Genomic DNA, 22,527 nt, shown 5'->3' on the forward strand with positions numbered 1-22,527 from the left:
CACGCGCGTTGCGCGAGCGATCATCGATAAGGGGACTGACGACGTGAATATGATGCGAGACACCGGGCAGCGTCGGCGCTCGGCTGCGGACCTGGCGGCGATTTTGCGTGCCTACCGGCGTTATGCTCCGACGTACGATCTGATCTTTGGCCCGGTCTTCCAGTGGGGACGGGCGGTCGTCGCCCGGCGAATGAACGCGACCGGTTGCGCGCGAATCCTTGAGGTCGGCGTCGGTACTGGCCTGTCGCTGCCGCTTTATCACCGCGACAAAGACATCATCGGCGTTGACGTCTCGCCGGAAATGCTGGCGAAGGCACGCCGCCGCGTCGCGGCGAAGGGCCTTGCCAACGTCAAGGCATTGGAACGGATGGATGCCGGCGCGCTCGACTTCGAGGACGGTGTCTTCGATGGCGTTGTCGCCAGCTTCGTGATGTCGGTGGTTCCCGATCCGCAAGGCTGCCTCGCCGAAATCGCCCGGGTGTGCAAGCCAGGCGGCACCGTGCTTGTCTGCAATCACTTCGCCCACGGCGCAGACCGCTGGATTACCCCGTTTCTGGAGCCGATGTCGCGCTGGCTCGGCTGGCATCCGAATTTCGCCCTTGCCGACCTGCTCGAGTCAACCGAACTCGAGGTCGAGGGATATGAGCGCGTTCCGCCGTTCGGTCTGTTCACCCTGCTGACCTTGCGCGCGCCCGGCGGCGTTCCCGCCGATACCACGGGAGAGGGAGCCATAGACGGCGCCGCAATTGATTCGGCGGCTCCTGCGCGTCGCCGTCAGTCCGGCTGGCGCACATCCGAAGACGCGTCCCTGACCGGTGTTTCCCGCTGAGCCGGGCGCTGAGGGATGCGGTGGTTCGCTACAATGTCGAGGGCTTGGCCGGGCTGAGGGATCGGCCGAAGCGGCAGCTGCCGCAGAGGCTGAGCGAGGCCGAGGAAGCGGTGTTCGCCGCCGCCATGTTCCGCGATCTCGACCCGGACGTGGACAGTGTTTCGGCGTGGACGCGGCCCACGTCGGCGAGAAAGGCCGGATCTGCCATCGCTGGTGGCTGAAATTCCGGCCGTCCATGCCGTCGTCGTCCTCGACCCGGCCGGCTGGCACGGAGCCAGGGCGTTGCGGGTCCCAGGCGCCGTCACCCTAATTCCGCTGCTGCCCTATTCGTCGAACTCAATCGGGTCGAACGCCTCTGGTCCGACCTGGGCAAGCGCTTCTTCTCGCCGCTCGTCTTCTGAGACGATGACGCCATCGCCGACGCCTGCTGCCGAGCCTGGAACACGCTGGCCGCCGAACCCCGCCCGCATCGTCTCCCCGTGTAACTACCCGGGGATTGCAGAGGTTGGCTCATAGACTTGCCAGTATCACGGATACAACCTTCTCCGCCGACGCGACGAAACAACCGTTCTTGCCACGCACGGTCACATCGCTGCGATCAACCGTGCGCCAGCAAGAGCGGGAGCGTTATTGCGGGGCGGTGGGTCCGGGGGCGTGCCCCATCAGCTTGCTGTTGAAATAGTTGACGTCATCAGCGTTGATATACCCGTCTAGATTGAAATCGTACATTGTCGAATAAGCGCCGTCGCCGTTCTGAGCGCCGAGAGCGGCGGTGATCATCCCCTGATCAATCGGGCCGGCATAGCCATTGTTGTTGAAGTCGCCGTCGCATCGGTCGCCGTAGCCGTCGTTGTCGCTGTCCCACTGGCTGGCGTTGGCGACGAAGGTGCAGTTATCGGCGTCATCCGGCACACCGTCACCGTCGCTGTCGGTCGGGACGTCGCACACACTCGCGCGATTAACCCAGTTCTCGACGACGACGGCCGTCGGATCAGCAATCGTCGTGGCCAGCGGCGGCATCTGGCCGTTGCCGCGCAGTTGCATGCGTATCCACAGAAGCGATGTCGCCGGACTGAGCGGATCAAGTAACTTGGCGCCAGTAAGGCCAAGATCGCTGACCAGCGGGTCGACATTGCACACGTTCATCGCTTGAATGTCCGTGCTATAGCGCAGATCCATCGTCGGGCGGATGTCGACGTTGGGACGATGACACAGGGAGCCGCAGTTCGCGTCAAGATGGCTGCGTGCCCGACGCACGGCGTTGACCTTCGGTTGAAATGGTCCGGACAGCGCCGGCAGATCGGCAACGGCAGCCGGCAGGCCGTTGGCGAACAGGCCCATGGCGTTCCAGGTGACCAACTGGTGGCCCTTGCGGCCGGTTCTTTCATAATCGTACATGCTGTTGAGCTGCGCGATACGCGGCCCGAGCACATAGCCCGCCGCTGCGGTGTGGCAGAGCAGGCACTGGCTGCGCGACGGCAGATGCCAGTGAACCGATGAACCGGCGGCGGTCTTAACGTCGATCGTCTTGCCTTCGGCAGGCACGAGTACGGCATCCGAGAGATCGGCTTTCCACTCATAGGAGTAGCCCGCCCATGAGCCGTCGGTATGACGCTTGAGCAGGCGCGTTTCGAACGGCTTGTAGCGCTGATAAAGAAACATCTTCATCAGGACGGTTCCGATGGGAAATTCGAAGTCGCCGTTATCGCCGATGGTGATCTGTGCGCCGTCCGGAAGCGCGACCCAGCGCCGCTTCGCTGCGCCATCGGACCACAGCTGTGCGTTTACCGTATAGGGAATCATTCCGGGTACGGTGCCGAGCGGCGAGGTGGGCACGATGCAACCGGTTTCCGAGAGGAGTTGCGGTATCTGTGCGGACGACGCGGAGGCGACGGCCGGAACGATCTTATAGACGGTGCCCTCTCCTGGCACCTCGACGCCGTAGATCTCGCCGTCAGCGTCGGTGAACAGCGTATCGAAATTGGGTGCGTTGTCGAGGATCAGCTCCGCGGTGTAGGCACCGTTACTCTTGCTCAGCGCGTAGAGTTTGCGCTGGCCGTACACGGCGAAAACGTACCGTCCGTTCAAATAGGGGATGGCGTTTCCGCGATAGACGAAGCCGCCAATGATCGCCGTCGGGCTGATTGTCGGGATGGTGAAGATCGGCAGTTCAACGGGCGTCGCACACTGAGCGGCATTCAGACAGTCCCTGCCTTCATAGATGTTCCAGCCGTAGTTGCCACCGCGGGTGATGATGTTGATCTCCTCGCTTCCCGATCCGCCGACATCGCCGAGCCAAAGCTGCCCGCTCTGCTTGTCGAACGAGAACCGCCAAGGATTGCGCAACCCGATCGCATAGAGTTCCGGCCGGGCGCCGGCAACATTCTTCCACGGATTGTTGGGTGGAATGGCATAGGGGGCAGCCGCCGTGCCGTTGTCGACATCAATGCGCAGCAGCTTGCCGCGCAGGTCACTCGTATCCTGAGAGCGGATCGCTGCGAAGCTGGCCGAGCCGTCGCCGCTGCCGATATACAAATAGCCGTCCGGGCCGAAAGCCAGATGGCCGAAGTGATGATTGAGCCCATTGGTCTGCGGCTGTCTCAAAACGATAAGTTCAGAGGCAGGATCAAATGTTGTTCCATCCGCCGTCAGCGTATAGCGCGCGACGTATGAGGTCGGCGTGACCTCGTTTGCCTGCCGGGCATTGTAAAGGACGAATACCCAACGGCGAGCAGGATTACTAGCAAACTCGGGATGAAAGGCGAAACTGACCAGCCCCCACTGCTCTGATCCACCATCCGCATAATCGTTGCTGTCATTCAAAGCACCAATCCGCGCGCTGATATTGAGCGCAAGATCAGGTGTCTGACCTGAAATAAACGTATACATATATCCTGATCGATTTATTAAATAAAATCGCGATTTATCTGTTGGTGATGCGCGAAAATCGAATCCCTTGTAGGATGTTATATCAGAAAATACCTGATTAGCTTGAACCGTCGACGTTACTGCCGGCGCATCGCCAGCAAGGCATGTTGGATTCGACGGCCGCGATAAATAGCCGGCCAAAGGGCTGATGGTTTGAGCTTTCGAATTTTGTGGCGCGAACGTACACGCCAACCACATCCCAGCAAGGGCATACAAAATCAGTGCTCGAGAGGGTCGTCGTGGGTGCATGCTCATAGCTTCCCCCAGCATTAGCATCAGTCGTCACACGTTACATAAATAATATTTTGTTAATAACAGGCGTCATTGTTAAAAACAAGTAATAAGTGCTACGCGTAGGAAAACGTGCATTTTTGATCATTGATTGCATCAATTGCGGTATCAAATGTGACGTAACAGTGGCAGATGTTTTGATAAATAATATGAATTACTTCACTATATTTTAATCACGATAATACAAAAGACAAAAAGCGGCTCAACTTGCATTGAGCCGCCGATATTTATTGCGCCATTTCCAGATAAATATTACGGAACTTTGGCGAACCCGGATGCGCCGGGCGGATGCCCTGCCAGCATATGGTTGAAGTAGTAAAGATCATCATCATCAACGCGCCCGTTGAGGTCAAAGTCGTAGTTGGTGCGGTATTCCGCATCTCCAAATGAAGAACCCACTGCCTGCGTAATAAGTTCCCGATCGGTGTCGTCGGTCACATAATCATTGTTGAAGTCTCCATCGCAGCGGTCACCGAATTTATCCGAATCGGAGTCGAGCTGGTTGGCATTGGCGATGTTCAAGCAGTTATCGGCATTGTTTGGCACGCTATCGCCATCGTTATCCGGCACCGCGCTGCATACATCACCGCGTTTGATCCAGCCGTTGAGCAGCGTGGCCGTGCCGTCGGTAATGAACGTTCCCAGCGGTGGCATCTGGTTTTCACCGCGCAGGGAAACGCGCGCCGGAATGATCGAGCTCTCCGGATGACCGGGCGCCAGCAGCTTGGCACCGGCGATGCCGAGATCGCTGATCCGGGGAGCTTCATTGCAGATGGCCATCTCACTGATATCCGTGCCAAAGCGCAGATCCATCGTCGCGCGGATGTCGTTGCCGGGACGATGACAGTGGGCGCAATTGGCTTCGAGGGAGCTGCGGGCGCGACGGACGTTGGATACGCCCTTTGCCCAGGGGGCCGAGAGCGTCGGCAGGTCATAGAGCGCTCCAGGCAAGGCGGCGGAAAACATGCCGATGTCACTCCACGTCGCGAGCTGCTGGCCGACCTTGTTGTTCGCGTTGGGATAGGCGAAGAAGCCGTTGAGCTGGGCGACGTTCGGCCCGAGCGCGTGCTTTGCCGCGGCCGTATGGCAGAGCGTGCACTCGCTGCGGCTGGGCAGGTGCCAGTTGATGGTCTTTGTCGCGTTGGCCTTGACCGTGATGTCCTCACCCCCTGCCGGCACCAGGGTCGCGTCGGACAGATCGCTCTTCCACTTGTAGGTCGTGCCCGTCCACGTTCCGTCGTTGTGATGCTTCAACAGCCGCGTCTCGAACGGCTTCCCCTGAAAGAGAAACGATTTCATCAGCACCGAGCCCGTCGGGAAGTCGAAATCGCCGTCGGAATCGATGGTCACGGTCTTGCCATCGGGCAGGGCCACCCAGCGCTTCTTGCCTGCTCCGTCCGACCAGAGCTGTGAATTCACGCCGTAGGGGACCATCGCCACTGCTGCAACCGTAGGCTTGGATGGGCGCACGCACCCCGTCTGCGACAGTAATGCCGGAAAGGTGCCGCTGCCTCCGGTTGTGGACGACGGAACAAGCTGATAGACGTTGCCGTCCATGTCGGTGCTGTAGATCTCCTGATCCGCATCCGTAAAAAAGCTATTCATATTTGGCGTATTGTCGATGATCAGCTCCGCCGTATAGGTCCCGCCGTTCGACGTCAGGGCGTAGAGCTCGTTTCGGCCGTAGACGCGGAAGATGTACTTGCCGGAAAGCGACGGAATCGCCGACCCGTGGTAGACGAAACCACCGATCACAGCGATCGACTCGCCGTTGTGCGAAACGACATGCACCGGCGCCTTGGTTGTGGTGGATCCGCATTGCGCGGTGACGCGGCAGTTCGTTCCCTCGAATATTGGCCAGCCGTAGTTGCCCCCCTGCTCGACGATATTGACTTCCTCGTACTGCGCGTCGCCGACGTCGCCGAGCCAGAGATTCCCAGTGACCGTATCGAACGACATCCGCCACGGATTGCGAAACCCATAAGCGTAAATTTCTCCCCGCGCCCCGGCCACGCCGACGAACGGATTGCTCGCGGGAATGGTATAGGGCTTCGTGGCGGTGCTGTTGGCGACGTTGAGCCGGAGGATCTTTCCGTGCAGGTCGTCGAGATTCTGCGCCCGGATGTCGTCGAAATAGGCCGCCCCGTTGAGGGTGCCGTCGCCGGACGAGAGGTAAAGGAAGCCGTCGGGACCGAATTCGACATCGCCGAAATGGTGCAGCCAGCTCGTCCCCTGGACCTGTTTGAGGATGATCAACTGGCTGTCGCGGTTGAGCGTCAGGCCGTCGGCTTTCAAGGTGAAGCGAGCGAGATAGGACGTTGTCGTTGATTCGTTCGCCTGCCGGCCGTTGAAGACGACGAACACCCAGCCATTGTGCGCAAAATCGGGATCAAAGGTGAAGCTGGCGATGCCAAACTCCTCCGAGCCGCCGGGGCTATAGGCATTGGTATGATCGATGGTGCCGATCTCATCGGTGATGTCGAGCGCCAGCACCGGCGCCTTCGTGTCACCCTTGATCATGGTGTACATGAGCCCTGTGCGCGTCACGTAATAGAAGCGTTTCGGGTCCAGCGGGGAGACTCGCATGGCGAACGGACGCCGGCCGCCAAGTTCGGTGAACGCCGGAGTCAATTTGACAGAAGTCGTGGACTGCGGCGCGTCGCCCGCAAGGCACGTCTTGTTCGTCGGCCGTGCGTCGAGCGCCGCAAAAGGACTATGAGCATATACGGATGCCACGGGAACAACCGACAGGAGAGCCAGAACGATGGCGCAACACCAAGGGGCTCGCATGCCCAGACTAAATGTTTTGGACATAAGCTCTGTTCTCCGAACATCAGAGTGAAAACAAAATATCAAATCAAATGTCTATTTTCTTAACTTAATTTAAAAATATAGATATCATTAATAAAACAAATCTTTAATATTAACTTACAATTATGTTATTATTTTTGATGTGATAAAATAAAGCGAAGGATTGTTAATCCGTAAATAAAGTTGTTTCAAGTATCTATATACAAAATGACAATTAAACATCCAGAACACACAGACATAAATCTAATGTATTTTGCATATTCAACATAACAAATCATAAATGTCAACTACCTTGCGGTTGTTGTTTTGTCGAGTCCCCAAGGTGGGGCCATATTGCTTCAATTGGGTAATATTTATCGAGTTGTTGACTCAATTTGACCGTGTGTGCCCGTGTTCTTTGCCCTATCTCGATCTTTGGATCGCTGTCTTATCACGGACGAACAGCCACCGTGTAGGAACTGGCTCACACTCGCCGCCATGTGTCCAAAGCGGCGCAGCAAACAGGCAGACGTCAACCGCCCATCGCATTCCGAAGCGAGGCGCGCTGTGGAGTCGGTATGGAGATCGAAATTGCGCGCTTCAGAACGCGCAACGCCCGCTTAACCTGCGAGGGCGTAGAAGCGCTTAGGCAAGAGGGAGTGTACGCGCAAACGACGCCGTTCAGCGGTCCGATGCATGCTGAATAGCGGAGGCCCCCTGTTCGGCGATGACGTTGCCGCAGTAGACAAACGCTTCCCGGCCGAAATCGTAGATCCACGTCGCTGCGTTCGTCCGACAGTAGGAGCGCACTTCGTCGGGGCGTTTGACGCTGTCGAAATCCTTGCCGAGCAGTCGCTGGAAACCGCCGAGCAGGGAGCCGAACAAATCGCGGGCACGCGCCGGTTCACTCGCATCCTTGGGCGCTGGGTCCATGGCCTCCAGTTCCTGCTGGCGCAACTGGACGTGGACATTCTCCACCGCCTCAAGGCGCGCGAGCAGGGCTGCATTGATCACGCCGTTGTCAGGTAGGTGCGAGTCACGCTGGAATTCCCGTATCGCGGCATACGTCTGTCGTCCGAGGCGCCCATCCACCGGCCCCGGGTCATATCCGAGGGAAGCCAGCCGCCGCTGCGCGGCAGCGATCAGTCGCGGCTGAACGTTTGGCCGGGGTGGACGCGCCGATGGCATCTCTTGATCCGCAATGGCGTTACTGCGTTCGTGCGGCGCACCCTCCGCCACCGGCAATTTGCGGATTACCTCGGGGGGTACGCCCAGCCAGTCGACCTCGTCGGCACGGTTACGTCGCTCGGTGTCTGTCCGCGCATCGTCGTTGGGGCGGTCGTGCCCATGCAACGCGCTTTCCCGACGAGCCTCCAGAACGCCGCGCACAGCCTGCGTCCAGTCTTCGTCAGGTGTGGTCGACGAGGGGGAGGGGACGTGTCCAGCCCGAACCTCGTCCGAGTGTCGCGGCTTTGCGTCAATGAGCCGCGGCTCGCGCAGCCCAAAGCAGGGAGTTCGCGCGGCCGGCCAGCCGACGAAAAGTCCGACGCACCTCTGGCCCGACATCATGTCGGCAATCAACGCGGCAAGAACCAGACACAACAATCCGGCGATGCCGAGGCGCCCCATCTTCTCGATCCGATCGTGCAAGCGCACCATGGGAGCACAGAAACGATGTGGCAAGAATTTGTCAACCGCCGTGAATAAACCCCATAAGGGTCAAAGATAAGGCGTCAGAACGAAGACGCAACGGCGCAGAGGCGATCGCGCCAAAACACGCACGCCAAGATCGTATCGATCGCCAGTCACGAGATCGCCCGCCCGACTAACGTGCGGTCAGGATCCGGACGCCGGTTCGTACAGGTCCTGTGGCTGACGTTCGAGCGGGGTAACCTTCCAGGTAGGAATTTGAAACGCCATGCCATGGCCGGCGGCGGGCAACGTCGCCGGTTCCTTGCCGTCCTCAAATATTATCCAGCGGGCCCCGTCAATGTCCGCCATCGCGAACGCGAGGTGTGTCCCGTCCACCCGCGTTACGGTGATGTGAATTGTCTTGTCGGCTGGCAAGGTGAGCTCGGCTTTCGGTTTCAGATCTTCGAGTGATATGTCGCCAAACGTCTCCACGATCGACTGCACCGCGTCCGGACGCTTGAGCTTGGCTCCCGCCGGCATCTCGGCGAAGTGGAAGGCACCGGTATCGCCGCCCTCGCGAACGACGGTCAGCGTTTTCCGGTCGGCACGAACGATGCGCACCTCGCGAATATCCGTCGCGGGGACTGCGATCAGATGACGGTCAACCCAGTCGCGCGGATCGAGATTGACATGCACAGTGCCGCGCGCGAGCCACGCGCGCTCATCGCCGGGAATGCGCACGAACGTCGCGCCCTCGGCGCCCGCCGCCGCGGCGAAGGTCCCGACAATCAGCCGGGCCAGGGGCTCGCCGGCCGCGTTTTGCAAATCGACCTCTTTCGAGGTTGCGCCTTTTGCAACGTCCTCGACGCCAATCCGCGCGTAGCGATCCGCGCGCATTGTTTTTGCCTCGACCTTTTCGAGCTGGACGAGCGCACGAGCGATTTCGCGGACCTTGTCAGTCGGCACGGGATAATCGTTTAACTCGGCGATGCCCCAGCCGCTATCGCCGCGCTTGATCGTCAGTGTCCGATCGGCGTCGCGTAGGACGATCGCCGCCACCTCGCCGAGCTGGTCGGCGAGGCCTGGCAGCATGGGACCACTGGTCTCGATCGCCGAATGCGGACGGTCCTGCTCCACCACCGCGGCCACGGCTGCTGCCGTGACGACGAGCGTGACCGCGCTCAGTATCAAAAAGGATCGCGCGCGCATGCTTCCTCGTCCTGGTCGTTCCGTCGTGCCGTCCACTCGTGGGTCCGCCCGCCGTCAGGCCGGCGTTACCCGTTCTTCGTCTGGCGTTTCGCCCGCGAGCGTTTGGCTCGCCGGACGAGGGCCATCACCCCACCGATGCCGCACAAGAAAATGGGTACGGCAGCGATGTTAATGAACTTCACCCGGTCTTCCAGCCGTTCGATGTCGCTGCGGAGCGCATGCTGAACATCGCGGAGATCCTTGCGCACGGACAGCATCTCGCCGCGGAAGCGCTCGATCGCCGCCTTGTCCTCGGCACTCAACAAGAGTTCGCCGCCCTGCGCCCCTTCTCCCTGCGCGCCACCGCGCTGCTGGATTCCTTCCAGTTGCTGCTGAATTTCGCTCAGCCGCTGCTGCAGCTCCTGCTCTTTCGCCCGGTAGCGCGCTTCCGCGTCACGGCGAAGCTCCTCGACCAGGGTGAACGGACGATAGGATGTCCCCCGGCCGCGCAGCCCGACCAGGGCATCGGCATCGGCGAGGTTTTCCAGCGCGTTGATGACGAAATCGGCGTTGCTCGCCGTTGGTACGTCCACACGTTCGCCGAAGAAATCCGAACTCTGCACCCAGAAGCGATCGTAGAGCATGTCGGCATCGGCGACGACGATCACCTGGATCGGCTTGCGCTCCGGCTGGACATCGGCTGCGGGGGATGCCGCCTTGCCATCGCTGGCCGTGTCCGGTGCCGTCCCCGGATTTCCGCTGACCTCAGGCGTCTTCCCGGATGCCGGCTTCTCGGGTGCCGCAGCCTCGGCGTCGGCTGAGAACGCTTCTGGCGCGTTGCCGGAGATCCGCGCGGCGAGCATCAGCGGCTTTCCGCTCGACTTGAAGCTGGCAAGCAGTCCCATGATGTCGGGCATGGTACCGCGAACCTTCTCGACGTCGATCGGCATCGAGCGCGGCCCGGTGGAAATCAACGGCGTGACCGTCAATCCGGCTGTGCCCAGAGACTGCAGGATGCCGGCGCTGGCGAGGTTCAGTCGCTCGACGTTCGCCATCACCGGATCGCCCTCGTCGACGTTCGTGCGCCCCAGTGTCAGCCATGGCAGGTAGTCACCGGCGCCGCCGGCGCGGTTGCTGGTCGAAACCCGCCGTGCCGCATCGAGATCGCCCGCGACCTTGCCGTCGACCTCTTCGATGCCCCACGCTTTCAGCAGTGCCGTGACATCCTCAGCCGGCGCTGCTTCTTCGGACTTCGGTCGCCCTCCGGACGATTCGATCAGCGGATCGACAAAGACGAGCGCCTTGCCGCCATCGTGCACGAAGCGATCGATCGCGCGCACCGTCTGATCGCTTACGCCATTCAGATCGAGAACCAGCAAGACATCGATGTTGGACGGAATTTCCGCCACATCCACCTCGAGGTCCTCGACGGTGAAGAAATCGCGGATGTGATCGAAGATCATCAAGGGCGGCGGCGTCGCCGCCGGATGACCGCCGGGCATATCGTTCGGCAGCGCCGAAATCACGCCGAGCGTCGGCCGCTTGGAATTGGCGAGACCGTAGATGAGTTTGGTAAGGTCGTATTCGAGGAATGACTCACGCTCGAGGTTGAAGAAGGGAATGACCGCGCGACCGTCTTCAGCGTTGCTGCCGGCGAGCCCGAAATAACCTTGCTCGCCGGATTGACTAAGTGGCACGCCTTGCAGGCCATCCGCCACCGCCCGGTCCTCGGCGTCGGAGAACGGCTCCGGCTCGAGCATCTGCAACTGCAGCTTGCCATTGGACATGGTCACGTAGCGCTCGAGTAGTTCGCGGACACGCGCATCGTACGCGGCGTAGCGTGGCGCGACCTCACCAAGTCGCGGCGTGAAGTAAAGGCGCAGTTGCACCGGCTCGTCGAGCGATCCGAGCAGCTGGCGGGTCCCCTGCGCGACGGTGTAAAGGTTGCCCTCGGTCAGGTCGACCTGCGCGCCGCGGAATTCGGCGTTGGCGAGAACGTTGACCGCGAGGAACAGGACCGCTGCGACGCACAGTCCGGCGATCGCCAAGCGGGATCCTTCGTATTTGCGCAGCCACTGCATAGCGTCGTTCCCGAATGTCAGCGTGCGCGCTCGGAATCGAGCGCAACGACCGTGGCGAACAGCCAGAAGAGGATCATCGATACGAAAAAGACGATATCGCGCGCGTCGATGACACCTTTGACGATGGCGGCGAACCGGCTGAGGAAACTAAGGCCGGCAACCGTCTCGGCGACGACCGGCGGAAAGACCTGTTGGACGACGTCCTGCACCAGCTCGAGACCGGCCATGCAGAACAGGAAGCAAACTGCGGCGGCGAGGATGAAGGCGACCACCTGATTGCGGGTAAACGCCGACATGCACGACCCGATGGCGAGAAACGCCCCCGCCATCAGGAAGCTGCCGAGGTAGCCGGCGACGATGACGCCGTTGTCGGGTTCTCCCAACACATTCACCGTGATCCACAGCGGGAAAGTCAGAATCAACGCGACGCCGATGAACAGCCACGCGGCGACGAACTTGCCGACGACAGCCATGCTTGACGACAACGGCATGGTCATCAGCAGCTCGACCGTCCCGCTCTTGCGCTCTTCCGCCCACAGCCGCATGGAGACGGCGGGAATGAGAAACAGGTAGAGCCACGGATGGAACGAGAAGAACGGCTCGAGGCTGGCCTGCTGACGTTCGAAGAATCCGCCGACATAAAATGTCAGGGCGCTCGCCACCGCCAGGAAGATGACGATGAAGACGTACGCCACGGGCGTGGAGAAGTACCCTCCCAGCTCCCGCTTCGCCACCGCACCGGTCTCACGCAGCATGATCGACCTCGGTCTTCGTGGTCAGCAGCCGGAAAACGTCGTCGAGCCGGCCGCGCTCGCAGCGCAGCGATTCGATCGTCACCCCGGTCGTCTTGAGGCAGTGCGCCACGTCGGCGAGCGAGGCCTGCCGACCTCCGGGCGAACGGGATATAAGCCGGAAGCTGGCGAGCTCGTCGGTGCTGGTCTCGCAAAGCTGCGTGCCCTCGCTGTCGCACAGCGCTGCCAAGGCGCCGCGCGCGATCGCCGCCTCGCCGATCGGGACATCGACGATCACGGCGTTGTGTTCGGGCAGGCGGCGCAGGAGTTGCTCGGCGGTGCCATCGGCGACCAGTTGTCCATCGGCGATGACCACCGCACGGGTGCAGACCGCCTCCACCTCTTCGAGGATGTGGGTCGAGACGACGATGGATTTTTTCGCCGCCATCGAGCGGATCAGCGCGCGCACGTGATGCTTTTGATTGGGATCGAGGCCGTCGGTCGGCTCGTCGAGAATGAGCACCGCCGGATCGTGGATCAGCGCCTGGGCGAGACCGACCCGGCGCTTGAACCCTTTCGACAGCGTTTCGATCGGCCGGTCGAGGACTTCGGCGAGTTCGATCATCGCCACCACCTCGTCAATTCGACGCCGGCGTTCCGCCGCACCAAAACCGCGCACGTCGGCGACGAAGTTCAGGAACCCGCGACAGGTCATATCGCCGTAAAGCGGCGCACCTTCCGGCAAATAACCGATTCGTCGCTTGGCGTCGATCGGATGGCGGGCGAGATCGAAACCGCAGACGGCGACGGACCCGGCGGTGGGTTCGAGAAATCCCGCGATCATTCGCATGGTGGTGGTCTTGCCGGCGCCGTTGGGTCCGAGAAAGCCCAACACTTCGCCTTCGGCGACCCGCAGCGAAATGCCGTCAACGGCGGTCAGTGAGCCAAACATCTTCGTCAGGCGATCGAGAACAATCATCTCCAGCCTTTCCGAACGTGCCGCGCGCTCCGAGCCGTGAGCGCTGCACTGAAATCGCGGCGGGCACATAAGCCAGTTTGTCCCGGAACGCAAGCGCCCTTCAACGCCGGACGCCGGTATCTCGGACCCTGGCGCGTTCGGCAAGAAGTCTCTCGACCTTGTCGGACGCTCTGCTAAAGTCCGCCCGCCTTCGCAATTGCAGCACAGCGGACACCTGATGAATCAAACACTTGCCCAATCAGCCCCGCCGCTTTCGTCGGTCCGGCGCGTGAGTGCGCCTACGACCGAACTGATATGGGCGATCGTTGCGCTGACAGTGGTCGGCCTCGTCGGCGGTCTCAAGCTGTTTACCCCGTTCGACGGTGATCAGGCGCTGTTCCTCTATACCGCCGAGGTGATCGATAAGGGCGGTGTTCTCTACGTCGATGTCTGGGACCTCAAGCAGCCCGGGATTTTCTGGTTCTATCTCGCCGGCGGGCGGCTTTTCGGCTTCGATTCGCTCGGAATCAAGGAATTCGAACTCGTTTGGATGCTGGCCTTCGCGCTGACCCTCATCTTGTGTCTTCGCCGGACCTTCCGCCATCCGTGGCTCGGCAGCGCCGCGGCAATCGCATCGATCGGCAGTTACTACACCTTCGCCGGCGCGCAGGAACTTACCCAGGTGGAAATGCTCGTCGCGTTTCCGATGTTCCTGTCCTGCTGGATGCTGGTCCGGCGTTATCGAAGTGGTCCGCAGGCGCATCTCGCGCGACTGGTGGCGGGGGCGCTCGCCGCCGTCTGCGTCGTCTTCAAGCTGCCGTACGCGCCGATCTTCGTGGTCATGGTACTGCTGGCGATCGTCGATACCGCCGACGATCGCCGGCCGATGACACTGCTGCGCACCGCGTTCGCGCTCGGCATCCCCTATACCGTGGGCGTTGCCGCGGTCCTACTGCCGGTCTGCCTTTTCCTCCTGCAGCAAGGCACGCTCGACGCGCTGATCTGGATCAGCTTCGTCTTTCCGTTCGACTCGCTTCAGGCGGCGCCGGTGGTCGCGCCTTTCGGACGCTTGCTCCGCGACATCAAGTGGTACGCCGTCTGTCTCGGTTCCTGGCTGGTGTTCGCCGTCCTACCGGTGCTGCGCGCTCTGCGTCGCGACGAGCCGGCGCTCATGCGCCAGATGATCGTTTGGATCATCGTTGCCTGCCTGCTGATCGTCGTGCAGTTCAACGCGTTCTGGAAGTATCATTTCTTCTTGCTGTTCGTGCCCGGCGCGGTGCTTGCCGCACGAGGGATCGACCTGCTGCTGACCCGTCTCACCACAGCGTCAGTGCCGACGTTAACGGGGGGTGGGGAGCGCCAGCCGCCTGTGCGCGCGCTTTCGCCGGCGGTATTGTCCTTGTTCCTGGTCTTGCCGGCGGCGGGGGCGATGGTCGTATCGTTCGATGCGCAGAGCCAGGCTTTCTACCAGATGATGTTTAGCAGCCAGCGCATCGGCCTCGAAGGCTACCGCCGTGCCGTCGGCAAGGACTACGGATGGGTTGCCGAAAAGTTCGCCTCGCTGCGCATGCCTGGTGGAGAGCCGATCTACGTGCTCGGCAATCCGCTCGTCTATCTCGTCACCCAAAGGGCGCAGGCCTTGCCGATCCACGGCTGGTCGTGGGAGATGTTGCCGCCGTCGTACTGGGCGGCATTGCCCGGGCAGCTGGCCGCGGCGCATCCGGCCTATGTTTTTCTCGGCCGGTTCTACCGGCGGATGTTCCCGGAAACGCCGCCCTATGGGCCGGAGGTCATCGCCTACCTGGACGCGAATTACGACGTCGTCTGGGATGAAGAATGGACCGGCCGGCTCTATCGCCGGCGTTCGCCGCCGCCCGACGGCGGTCGCGCTGTTCCCGAGTCCTCGGGTCGCGACGGCGCGGCGGGGCGGGGAGCCTCGACCGGAAGCATGCCTGGGAGCGTACCAATCGACAGCGCGCCGACGGGGACCGTCCCGCGCTGAGGCGTCAACCGAGGGTCGGCATGGCAAATCCGCCCGTCTCGGAGGTCTGCGTCTCGGGTCCCGGCGAGGCCGTGTCCCCGTCGCCGGCGGCATCCGGCCAGCGGCTGGTGACGGTCTTGAGGCGGGTGTAAAAGCGCACGCCCTCGGCCCCGTGGATCGCATGGTCGCCGAACAGCGAATGCTTCCAGCCGCCGAAGCTGTGAAAGGCGAGGGGCACCGGAATCGCAACGTTGACGCCGACCATTCCCGCCTGCACCCGCGCCGTGAACGCGCGCGCCGCCGCACCCGAGTGGGTGAAGATGGCCGAGCCATTGCCGAAGCGGTTGGCGTTGACCAGATCGATGGCGCTCGCAAGGTCGGAGGCCCGCACGATGCACAGGACGGGCCCGAAGATTTCCTCCTGATAGATGCGCATCGACGGCGCAACCCGGTCGAATAGCGTGCCGCCGAGAAAAAAGCCATTCTCGCGGCCGGATAGAACCAGCCCCCGGCCATCGACGACGAGATCCGCGCCCTCCCGGACGCCGAGGCCGATCATCTCCGCTACTCTGGCGCGGTGCTCGGCGGTGATCAGCGGGCCCATCTCGGCGTCGAGATCACTGCCGGGGCCGATCTTCAGCGTGCTAACGCGCGTGGCGAGCCGTTCACGCAGCGGTTCAGCCACCTCGCCTACGGCAACCGCGACCGAGACCGCCATGCAACGCTCGCCGGCGGACCCGTAGGCCGCTCCCATCAGCGCCTCGACGGCGAGGTCGAGATCGGCATCCGGCATGACCACCATGTGGTTCTTAGCCCCGGCAAGGGCCTGCACGCGCTTGCCGGCGGCCGCGGCGGTGGCATAGATGCGGCGGGCGACCGGCGTCGAGCCCACGAAGCTCACCGCGCGGACCTGCGGGTGGGTCAGAAGCGCCTTTACCGCCACGGCGTCACCGCCGAGCACGTTGAACACGCCTGCCGGCAATCCCGCTTCGCTGAGGAGCTCGGCCAGGCGCAGCGAGCAGGACGGCACTTTCTCCGACGGCTTGAGCACGAAGGTGTTGCCGCAGGCGATGGCGAGCGGGAACATCCACATCGGCACCATCGCCGGAAAATTGAACGGAGTGATGCCGGCGCAGACGCCCAGCGGCTCGCGCAGCGAAAAGCAATCCATGCCGGCGCCGATGCCGGCGGAGAACTCGCCCTTGATGTGGTGCGGGATACCGCAGGCGAACTCGACAACCTCGAGGCCGCGCATCAGCGAGCCGCGAGCATCGCTCGCCACCTTGCCGTGCTCGGCGGTAATCAGCGCCGCGAGCTCATCCGCATGCTGCTCGATCAATGTTTTGAAGCGGAACATCACCCGCGCGCGGCTGAGCGCCGGCATCGCCGCCCAGGCGGGAAACGCCTGTTTTGCAGCCATTACCGCGGCATCGACCTCGCCGGCGTCGGCGAGCGGAACGTGGGCGCGCACGTCGCCGCTTGCTGGATCAAACACCGGCGCAAAGCGACCACTGCGACCGTCCACGGCCACGCCACCGATGAAGTGCCGGATCTGGTCTACCATCTGCTTCCTCCTTCCTCGGCCGGAGAAACCCCAGCTGGCCGCCCCGCCTGCGCCTTTTCCGCGCGTGCCCGGGCTTCGTCAAGCCGGTATCGTCGGCGAGAACGCGGATCCCATCGCTGATGACAACCGTTCAGCCTTCTGTCGTTCCTTCACGGAGCGACGGGCGCGTCCTGCCGACGCACCCGTCACCCATGCCCGTCGACAGGGAGCGAGCCAAAGCGGCGCCGGACGCCGAAGATGGCGATCCGGCGCATCGAGAGGGGCTCGCGATTACAAGATGAAATCTTGTGCGATATAGGCCGAGGCCAGGATCGTGCCGTCCTGGATGACGATGACCAGTTCGGCGGCTGCGTCGGCATCGACGTTCGCCTGCACGAGGGTGACAGCGCCTTGATCGACGACCCGCACTTGGCCAGCGTGAGAAAATTTGGCCGTCCCGATGAAGGTGAAGGCCTGATTGCCAGCCGTGCCGAAGTCGGCGTCGATGGCGGAGAGATCAATCCGATCACCGCCGGGAACGCCAACGCCGTCGAAACCAGCGATGCTGTCACGGCCCGCCGGCGGGGAGTCGGTGAGCGCGGTGAACACGAGCGTGTCCACCCCGATGCCGCCGATCAGCCTGTCGCCGCCGTTTCCACCGATCAACGTGTCCGCCCCCGCGCCGCCGGCCAGCGTATCGTTGCCGGCACCGCCGGTGAGGACATCATTGCCGGCAAGCCCGCTCAGTGAATTGTTGGCGTCGTTGCCGGTAATGCTGTTGGCCAGCGCATTGCCGGTGCCATTGATGGCGGCGCCTCCCGTTAGCGTCAGGTTTTCGAGGTTGGCGCCGAGGGCGTACGAGGTGCCGCTGGTGACGGTGTCCACGCCCTGGCCGGCCGCCTCGACGACCGTATCGAGCGCATCGACGACGTAGGTGTCGTTGCCCTGACCGCCGACGAGGCGATCTGCCGCGCCGCCGCCGATCAATGTATCGTCCCCGCCAAGACCAAACAGGGTATCCGCGCCGTTGAGGCCGCTCAACAGGTTGGCGGTGTTCGTGCCCGTCATCATATTGATTCCGGCGGTGCCGATGGCATTCTCGAAGTGAAACACCTGCTCGGTAACACCGTTGATCGTTGCGGTGTGACCTGCCAGGGTGATGTTACCCGCACCGGCGGCCTCGGAATAATCGAGCGTATCGATACCGGCTTGCCCGTCGAGGTAGTCCTGGCCATCGCCGCCCGAGATCGTATCGTTCCCGGCGCCGCCGTAGATCGTATCGTCGCCGCCCTCGCCCAACAGCAAATTGGCGACCGCGGAGCCGGTGATTGTATCGTCGCTCGAACTGCCGATGACGTTTTCGATCCCGATCAGAGTGTCGGTCTCCGAGCCGCGCGTGGCCGTTCCCACGGCGAGGTTGATGTTCCAGCGGACACCGCTGCTGTAGACGACCGTATCGCGTCCGAGACCGCCGTCGAGCGTATCGTTGTCGTATTGGCCGCCGCTCAAGGTGTCGTTGCCGGCGCCTCCGGACAGTGAGTCGTGGCCGCTCCCACCATCGATCGAATCGCCACCGGTGCTGCCGAAGATCGTATCATTTCCAGATTGGCCATTTATTTCCTTTTCGCCGGTGAGTGTGATGCCGCGGAAGTCGAGGCGGTCGTTGCCACCATAGGTGCCGTTGATGGAATATCCGTTGGCGTTCCACACCTCGATACTGTTCGCGCCCTTGCTAAAGGTTGAGAAGACGACGCCGCCGGTTTGACTCACGGTATCGAGCCCGGTCCCGCCATTGAGTTCCGTTTCGTCGTATGTTCCCTTCAGGATGAACAGATCGTTACCGGCGTCGCCGTGGTAGGTGTCCTGATCGCGGCCCCCGGCGTAGATCGTATCGTTGCCGATGCCACCCGAAACGCTGTCCGCATCAAACGGGTTGGCGCTTTCGATCCGATCGTTTCCGTTCCCGCCAATGAGCGTATCGGCGCCGCCGTATGTGCCACCGGTCAGCGTATCGTTGCCGTCACCGCCGTCGATGTGATCGTCGCCGGCGGACGCCTCGATCGAATCGTTTCCGGTGCCGCCAAGCAGTGTGTCGTCACCCAAGTACCCATCAATGGTGTCGTTGCCGATACCACCGTCGACGGCATCGTTCCCTTTTCCGGCGTCGATCGAATCGTTGCCTGTTCCGCCACGCACGCTGTCGTTGTCGTCGCTTGCGAAGATGGTATCGCCGCCGCTGCCGCCGTCGATCGTATCGTCTCCGTCCCGGCCGTCGATACGATCGGCGACCGCGCTCGGCACGCCTCCCGTCACGCCCGCTGAAACGCCGCCGGGAAGAATGCGATCGTCCCCGTCCGTCCCCTTGATGCTTGCCATGCTACGTGCTCCCCATTTTCTGCGCGTATGGCGCCGAATTTGCCCTCGCGAGCGTTCGAGCCACGCCGACCGGCCGCCTGCCGTCGTGGGATCGGACGGCGGCGCGGACCGGATACGGTGTGATGAAAGCCCCCACTCGAACGGACATTGCCCCCCATGTCCTGAGGGTATGACCATACTCAGGACTACTTGCGGATGCAATTGCACCGGAGCCGTGCAGAGGGGATCTGAAAACGCAGTGCATGATCGGTCCGCGCCCGACCGGAAGGGGAAGTAAGTCCACACATAAACGGGTCGCAAGCCGGTTCCTGGCCGAGGAGCGGACTGCCGGCGATTACACGCTCGCTCAGAAAGACTGAACGCAACGTTTGAGCCCATCTGACCGCAGCACCGCCCCGAGGGCGCGCGTCGCGACCGAGATTGACAATGTTTTTGCTGCTTTAGCGGCTTGTGCGGCGGATGGCGTCCCCTAGGGGATTCGAACCCCTGTTGCCGCCGTGAGAGGGCGGTGTCCTAGGCCTCTAGACGAAGGGGACGAGGCGATAGAGAGGGGCGTTTTTACAGGGCTTCGTGGTTCGAGATCAAGAGCTCGCTTTCGTAAAGTCCGCAGGTTCTCGTCCTTACGTCTACGGCGCCGGGAAACGGTGTCCCGATGGTCGGCTGAAATTACCCCTAACAAGGTATTTTTAAGGAAGTGCAGCCAGGCACCGTCGATGGGAGAAAGAAGAGGACTTCTATGCACATCGGCAAAAACAACCCGTTTGAGCCAGTCGCGGTTGTATCTTGACTACCCGAATGGGTAACGCCAGTATGCATGGTGGAGCGACGACGCCACGCCGTACACCCAGGCGCCGAGCCACGCCGGAGGAGGAACGCTCCCCGCCGACGTGGCCGTTTCATCCGCGCGCTCGAGCGCGCCCGCAACGTTCCTGACGGCTGGTCTGCGCGCGTCGCGCGCACCATGAGAGAGGCAACAGCATGATGGACAATCCCGTCGACGGTCTCGGAGATTCTGCGGCACCGGTTCGTATCCTCAGCCCCGCCCCCGGCGATCAGAGCGAGAGTTCGATCACGCTGCGCGAGGAGCAGCAGGCCGGAGCGGCCGAGCGAGCGAAGGCGTATGCCGGCAGCCTCGCCGACCAGACCCGCGCGCGCAAGATTGCGCCGAACGAAATCGATGAAGGGCGGATGCGCTTCACCCGCCCCGAGGACGGCCTGGGGCTCGAGCGCATCCTCGGTCGCAGCGACCTCGTCCCGATCAACTATCTTGAGTTCGGCCAGCGTGCCGCGCGCACGGTCTGCCATATCCAGATCCGTCTGCCGAACGGTGCGATGGTCGGGCATGCCACCGGCTTTCTCGTCGCCCCCTGCCTGCTGCTTACCAACAATCACGTCTTCCCGACGGCGCAGATGGCGACGCGTAGCCTTGCCGAGTTTGATTTCGAAGACGACATCGCCTTCAATCCGCGGCCGACGAAGCTGTTCCGCCTGCGGCCGGAGGAATTGTTCTTCACCAGCCGCACCCTCGATTTCAGCTTCGTCGCCGTGGCGCCCACGGCCAACGACGGCACGCCGCTCTCAACCTACGGGAACCTGCGTCTGGCCGGTGATCCCGATAAGCTGATGAACGGCGAATATGTCAGCATCATTCAGCACCCCCAGGGCAACAGTAAGCAGGCGGCGCTGCGCGAGAACCAGGTAATCTGGGGCGACGCCAACTTCCTTCATTATGAAACAGACACGCAGCCGGGCAGTTCCGGCGCGCCCGTCTTCAACGATCAGTGGTACGTTGTCGCACTGCACCATGCCGGCGTGCCGCGAACCGATGCGGCCGGCAATACACTGAAGACCGACGGACAGCCGCTGCAGCAAGGTGAGCCCGAAGACCTTGTCGACTGGATCGCCAACGAGGGCGTGCGCATCAGCCGCATATTCCGCGCGCTGGCCGAATCGGGCGATGCTGCCGCGGCTGCGGCTCTGGCGCGACTGCGCTCGGTTGCCGGTGGTCCGCTGGTCTCTCCGATCTTTATGCCGCCTTCCGCCGCTGTTCCGGCCGGCACGGCAACCAGTTCATCCACGGGCGCTCTGGCGATCCCGGCGCCGCCGGCCGCAACGCTCAAGCCGATGGCTGACGCGGTGTTGCCGCACGTGGCGGCTTCCCAGCCGTCAAAGGTGATCGATTCGACGGCGATTGCCGTGGGTCCGATGACAGCGAACGCGATTGGATCGGCGCTCCCCCGGAGCATGGCCCCGGCGATTCCCGCGGCGGTGGCGGGGGCGATGGCTGCGGCGAGTCTGCCCGAGGCACGCGTGATCACGCCGCCCGCGTCCGATGCCGCGCTTTACACGGATCGCGGCGGATATCGCGAGGACTTTCTCGGCGCGGCGGCGGGCATGCGCGTTCCCCTGCCGCGTGTCGGCGAGCGGGAGCAGTTGTTGCTCTATGCCAATTTCTCGATCATCTTCAGCCTCGATCGTCGTCTTGCCCGGATGACGGCGGTCAATATCGACGGTCCATCCTGGCAGAGCATACCCCGCCGTCGGCCGGATACGTGGTCCTATGATCCGCGCTTGGATGTGGCGGCGCAGGCCGGCCGTACCCTTTATGACGGGACGCGCTTTGATTACGGCCATCTCGTCCGCCGACAGGACGCCTGTTCCGGCGACGTCGCCGCCGAAGCGGAGCGCGATACTTTCCACCTCACCAACGCCGCACCGCAGGACCACGCGCTGAACATCGGTCCGTGGAATAACCTTGAAGACCATGTGCTCGATACCATCCGCATGACGCGCACACGTGTGACAGTGCTGACGGGGCCGGTCTTCCGCGCGGGCGATCCGATGGCGCGCGGTGTGCTCATTCCGCAGGACTTCTTCAAGATCGCCGTCTATGCCGACGACGGCGGCGCACTGGCAGCGGCGGGCTGGGTGCAGCATCAGCCGGACGGGACGGCGGGAGAGGAAGTCGCGCCCCAGTTCCTCGGCCGCTTCCCGATGTGGCAGCTACCGATTGCCCGCATCGCCGAGATGACTGGCCTCGACCTCGGACCGCTGGTTGCCGCCGACGCCCTCGCAAGCCTGCGCGGGCAGGAGGCGAGCATGGGGATGACGGCCTTGCCGATCGCGTCTGCCGACGATCTCGTGCTCTGAGTTATTCCCGGAAAACGTGGGGAAGGGCGGGGCGGTTGCATCGCCGCCC

The 22,527-nt window shown here is 62.4% G+C and carries 14 protein-coding genes and 1 tRNA gene; 4 read left to right on the forward strand and 11 right to left on the reverse strand.

What is annotated here, in order from left to right:
- The first annotated feature begins 49 nt into the window (after nucleotides 1-49).
- Nucleotides 50-829 carry a class I SAM-dependent methyltransferase gene (locus tag IPK66_08905; protein MBK8175355.1) on the forward strand — a complete coding sequence of 260 codons (780 nt, stop codon included), beginning with the start codon at nucleotides 50-52 and terminating at the stop codon, nucleotides 827-829.
- Nucleotides 830-849: 20 nt separating this feature from the next.
- Nucleotides 850-1,050 carry a hypothetical protein gene (locus IPK66_08910; GenBank protein ID MBK8175356.1) on the forward strand — a complete coding sequence of 67 codons (201 nt, stop codon included), beginning with the start codon at nucleotides 850-852 and terminating at the stop codon, nucleotides 1,048-1,050.
- Nucleotides 1,051-1,152: 102 nt separating this feature from the next.
- Here IPK66_08910 and IPK66_08915 read toward each other — a convergent pair whose 3' ends face one another.
- The 8 genes from IPK66_08915 to IPK66_08950 all read right to left on the reverse strand — a co-directional run bounded on the left by IPK66_08915 (nucleotide 1,153) and on the right by IPK66_08950 (nucleotide 13,449).
- On the reverse strand, nucleotides 1,153-1,299 hold the full coding sequence (locus tag IPK66_08915; protein MBK8175357.1) for a hypothetical protein: 147 nt from the start codon (nucleotides 1,297-1,299) through the stop codon (nucleotides 1,153-1,155).
- 157 nt (nucleotides 1,300-1,456) lie between these two features.
- Complete coding sequence (locus tag IPK66_08920) at nucleotides 1,457-3,718, reverse strand: PQQ-dependent sugar dehydrogenase (GenBank protein MBK8175358.1); 2,262 nt, start codon at nucleotides 3,716-3,718, stop codon at nucleotides 1,457-1,459.
- Nucleotides 3,719-4,300: 582 nt separating this feature from the next.
- Entirely contained in the window at nucleotides 4,301-6,679 is a 2,379-nt protein-coding gene (locus IPK66_08925) for a PQQ-dependent sugar dehydrogenase (GenBank protein MBK8175359.1), read from the reverse strand.
- An 840-nt stretch (nucleotides 6,680-7,519) separates the two neighbouring features.
- A complete protein-coding gene (locus IPK66_08930; GenBank protein ID MBK8175360.1) occupies nucleotides 7,520-8,497 on the reverse strand; it encodes a peptidoglycan-binding protein in 978 nt (325 codons plus the stop codon).
- A gap of 177 nt (nucleotides 8,498-8,674) precedes the next feature.
- Entirely contained in the window at nucleotides 8,675-9,679 is a 1,005-nt protein-coding gene (locus tag IPK66_08935) for a DUF4340 domain-containing protein (protein ID MBK8175361.1), read from the reverse strand.
- Nucleotides 9,680-9,744: 65 nt separating this feature from the next.
- Nucleotides 9,745-11,706 carry a Gldg family protein gene (locus IPK66_08940; protein MBK8175362.1) on the reverse strand — a complete coding sequence of 654 codons (1,962 nt, stop codon included), beginning with the start codon at nucleotides 11,704-11,706 and terminating at the stop codon, nucleotides 9,745-9,747.
- Between the two features lie 50 nt (nucleotides 11,707-11,756).
- The gene (locus IPK66_08945; protein MBK8175363.1) at nucleotides 11,757-12,494 is read right to left on the reverse strand and encodes an ABC transporter permease subunit; all 738 of its coding nucleotides are present in this window, start codon (nucleotides 12,492-12,494) and stop codon (nucleotides 11,757-11,759) included.
- A complete protein-coding gene (locus IPK66_08950; GenBank protein MBK8175364.1) occupies nucleotides 12,484-13,449 on the reverse strand; it encodes an ABC transporter ATP-binding protein in 966 nt (321 codons plus the stop codon). Before IPK66_08950 ends, IPK66_08945 begins: the two co-directional genes overlap by 11 nt.
- Before the next feature lie 268 nt (nucleotides 13,450-13,717).
- On the opposite strand from IPK66_08950, the gene IPK66_08955 reads away from it, so the two are divergent.
- Entirely contained in the window at nucleotides 13,718-15,430 is a 1,713-nt protein-coding gene (locus tag IPK66_08955; protein ID MBK8175365.1) for a glycosyltransferase family 39 protein, read from the forward strand.
- Between the two features lie 4 nt (nucleotides 15,431-15,434).
- Here the strand turns inward: IPK66_08955 and IPK66_08960 are convergent, their stop codons facing one another.
- The 3 genes from IPK66_08960 to IPK66_08970 all read right to left on the reverse strand — a co-directional run bounded on the left by IPK66_08960 (nucleotide 15,435) and on the right by IPK66_08970 (nucleotide 19,864).
- Nucleotides 15,435-16,973, reverse strand: coding sequence for a CoA-acylating methylmalonate-semialdehyde dehydrogenase (locus tag IPK66_08960; GenBank protein ID MBK8175366.1), 1,539 nt, complete (start codon nucleotides 16,971-16,973; stop codon nucleotides 15,435-15,437).
- 270 nt (nucleotides 16,974-17,243) lie between these two features.
- Nucleotides 17,244-19,328: a calcium-binding protein gene (locus tag IPK66_08965; protein ID MBK8175367.1), complete on the reverse strand. Its 2,085-nt coding sequence runs from the start codon at nucleotides 19,326-19,328 to the stop codon at nucleotides 17,244-17,246.
- A gap of 460 nt (nucleotides 19,329-19,788) precedes the next feature.
- Nucleotides 19,789-19,864: transfer RNA gene (locus tag IPK66_08970), tRNA-Glu, on the reverse strand.
- A 442-nt stretch (nucleotides 19,865-20,306) separates the two neighbouring features.
- Here IPK66_08970 and IPK66_08975 point away from each other — a divergent pair.
- The gene (locus IPK66_08975) at nucleotides 20,307-22,478 is read left to right on the forward strand and encodes a DNA/RNA non-specific endonuclease (protein MBK8175368.1); all 2,172 of its coding nucleotides are present in this window, start codon (nucleotides 20,307-20,309) and stop codon (nucleotides 22,476-22,478) included.
- Nucleotides 22,479-22,527 lie beyond the last annotated feature (49 nt).

The sequence above is a fragment of the Rhodospirillales bacterium genome (assembly GCA_016712595.1).
Classification (GTDB): Bacteria; Pseudomonadota; Alphaproteobacteria; order Rhodospirillales; family Defluviicoccaceae; genus Defluviicoccus.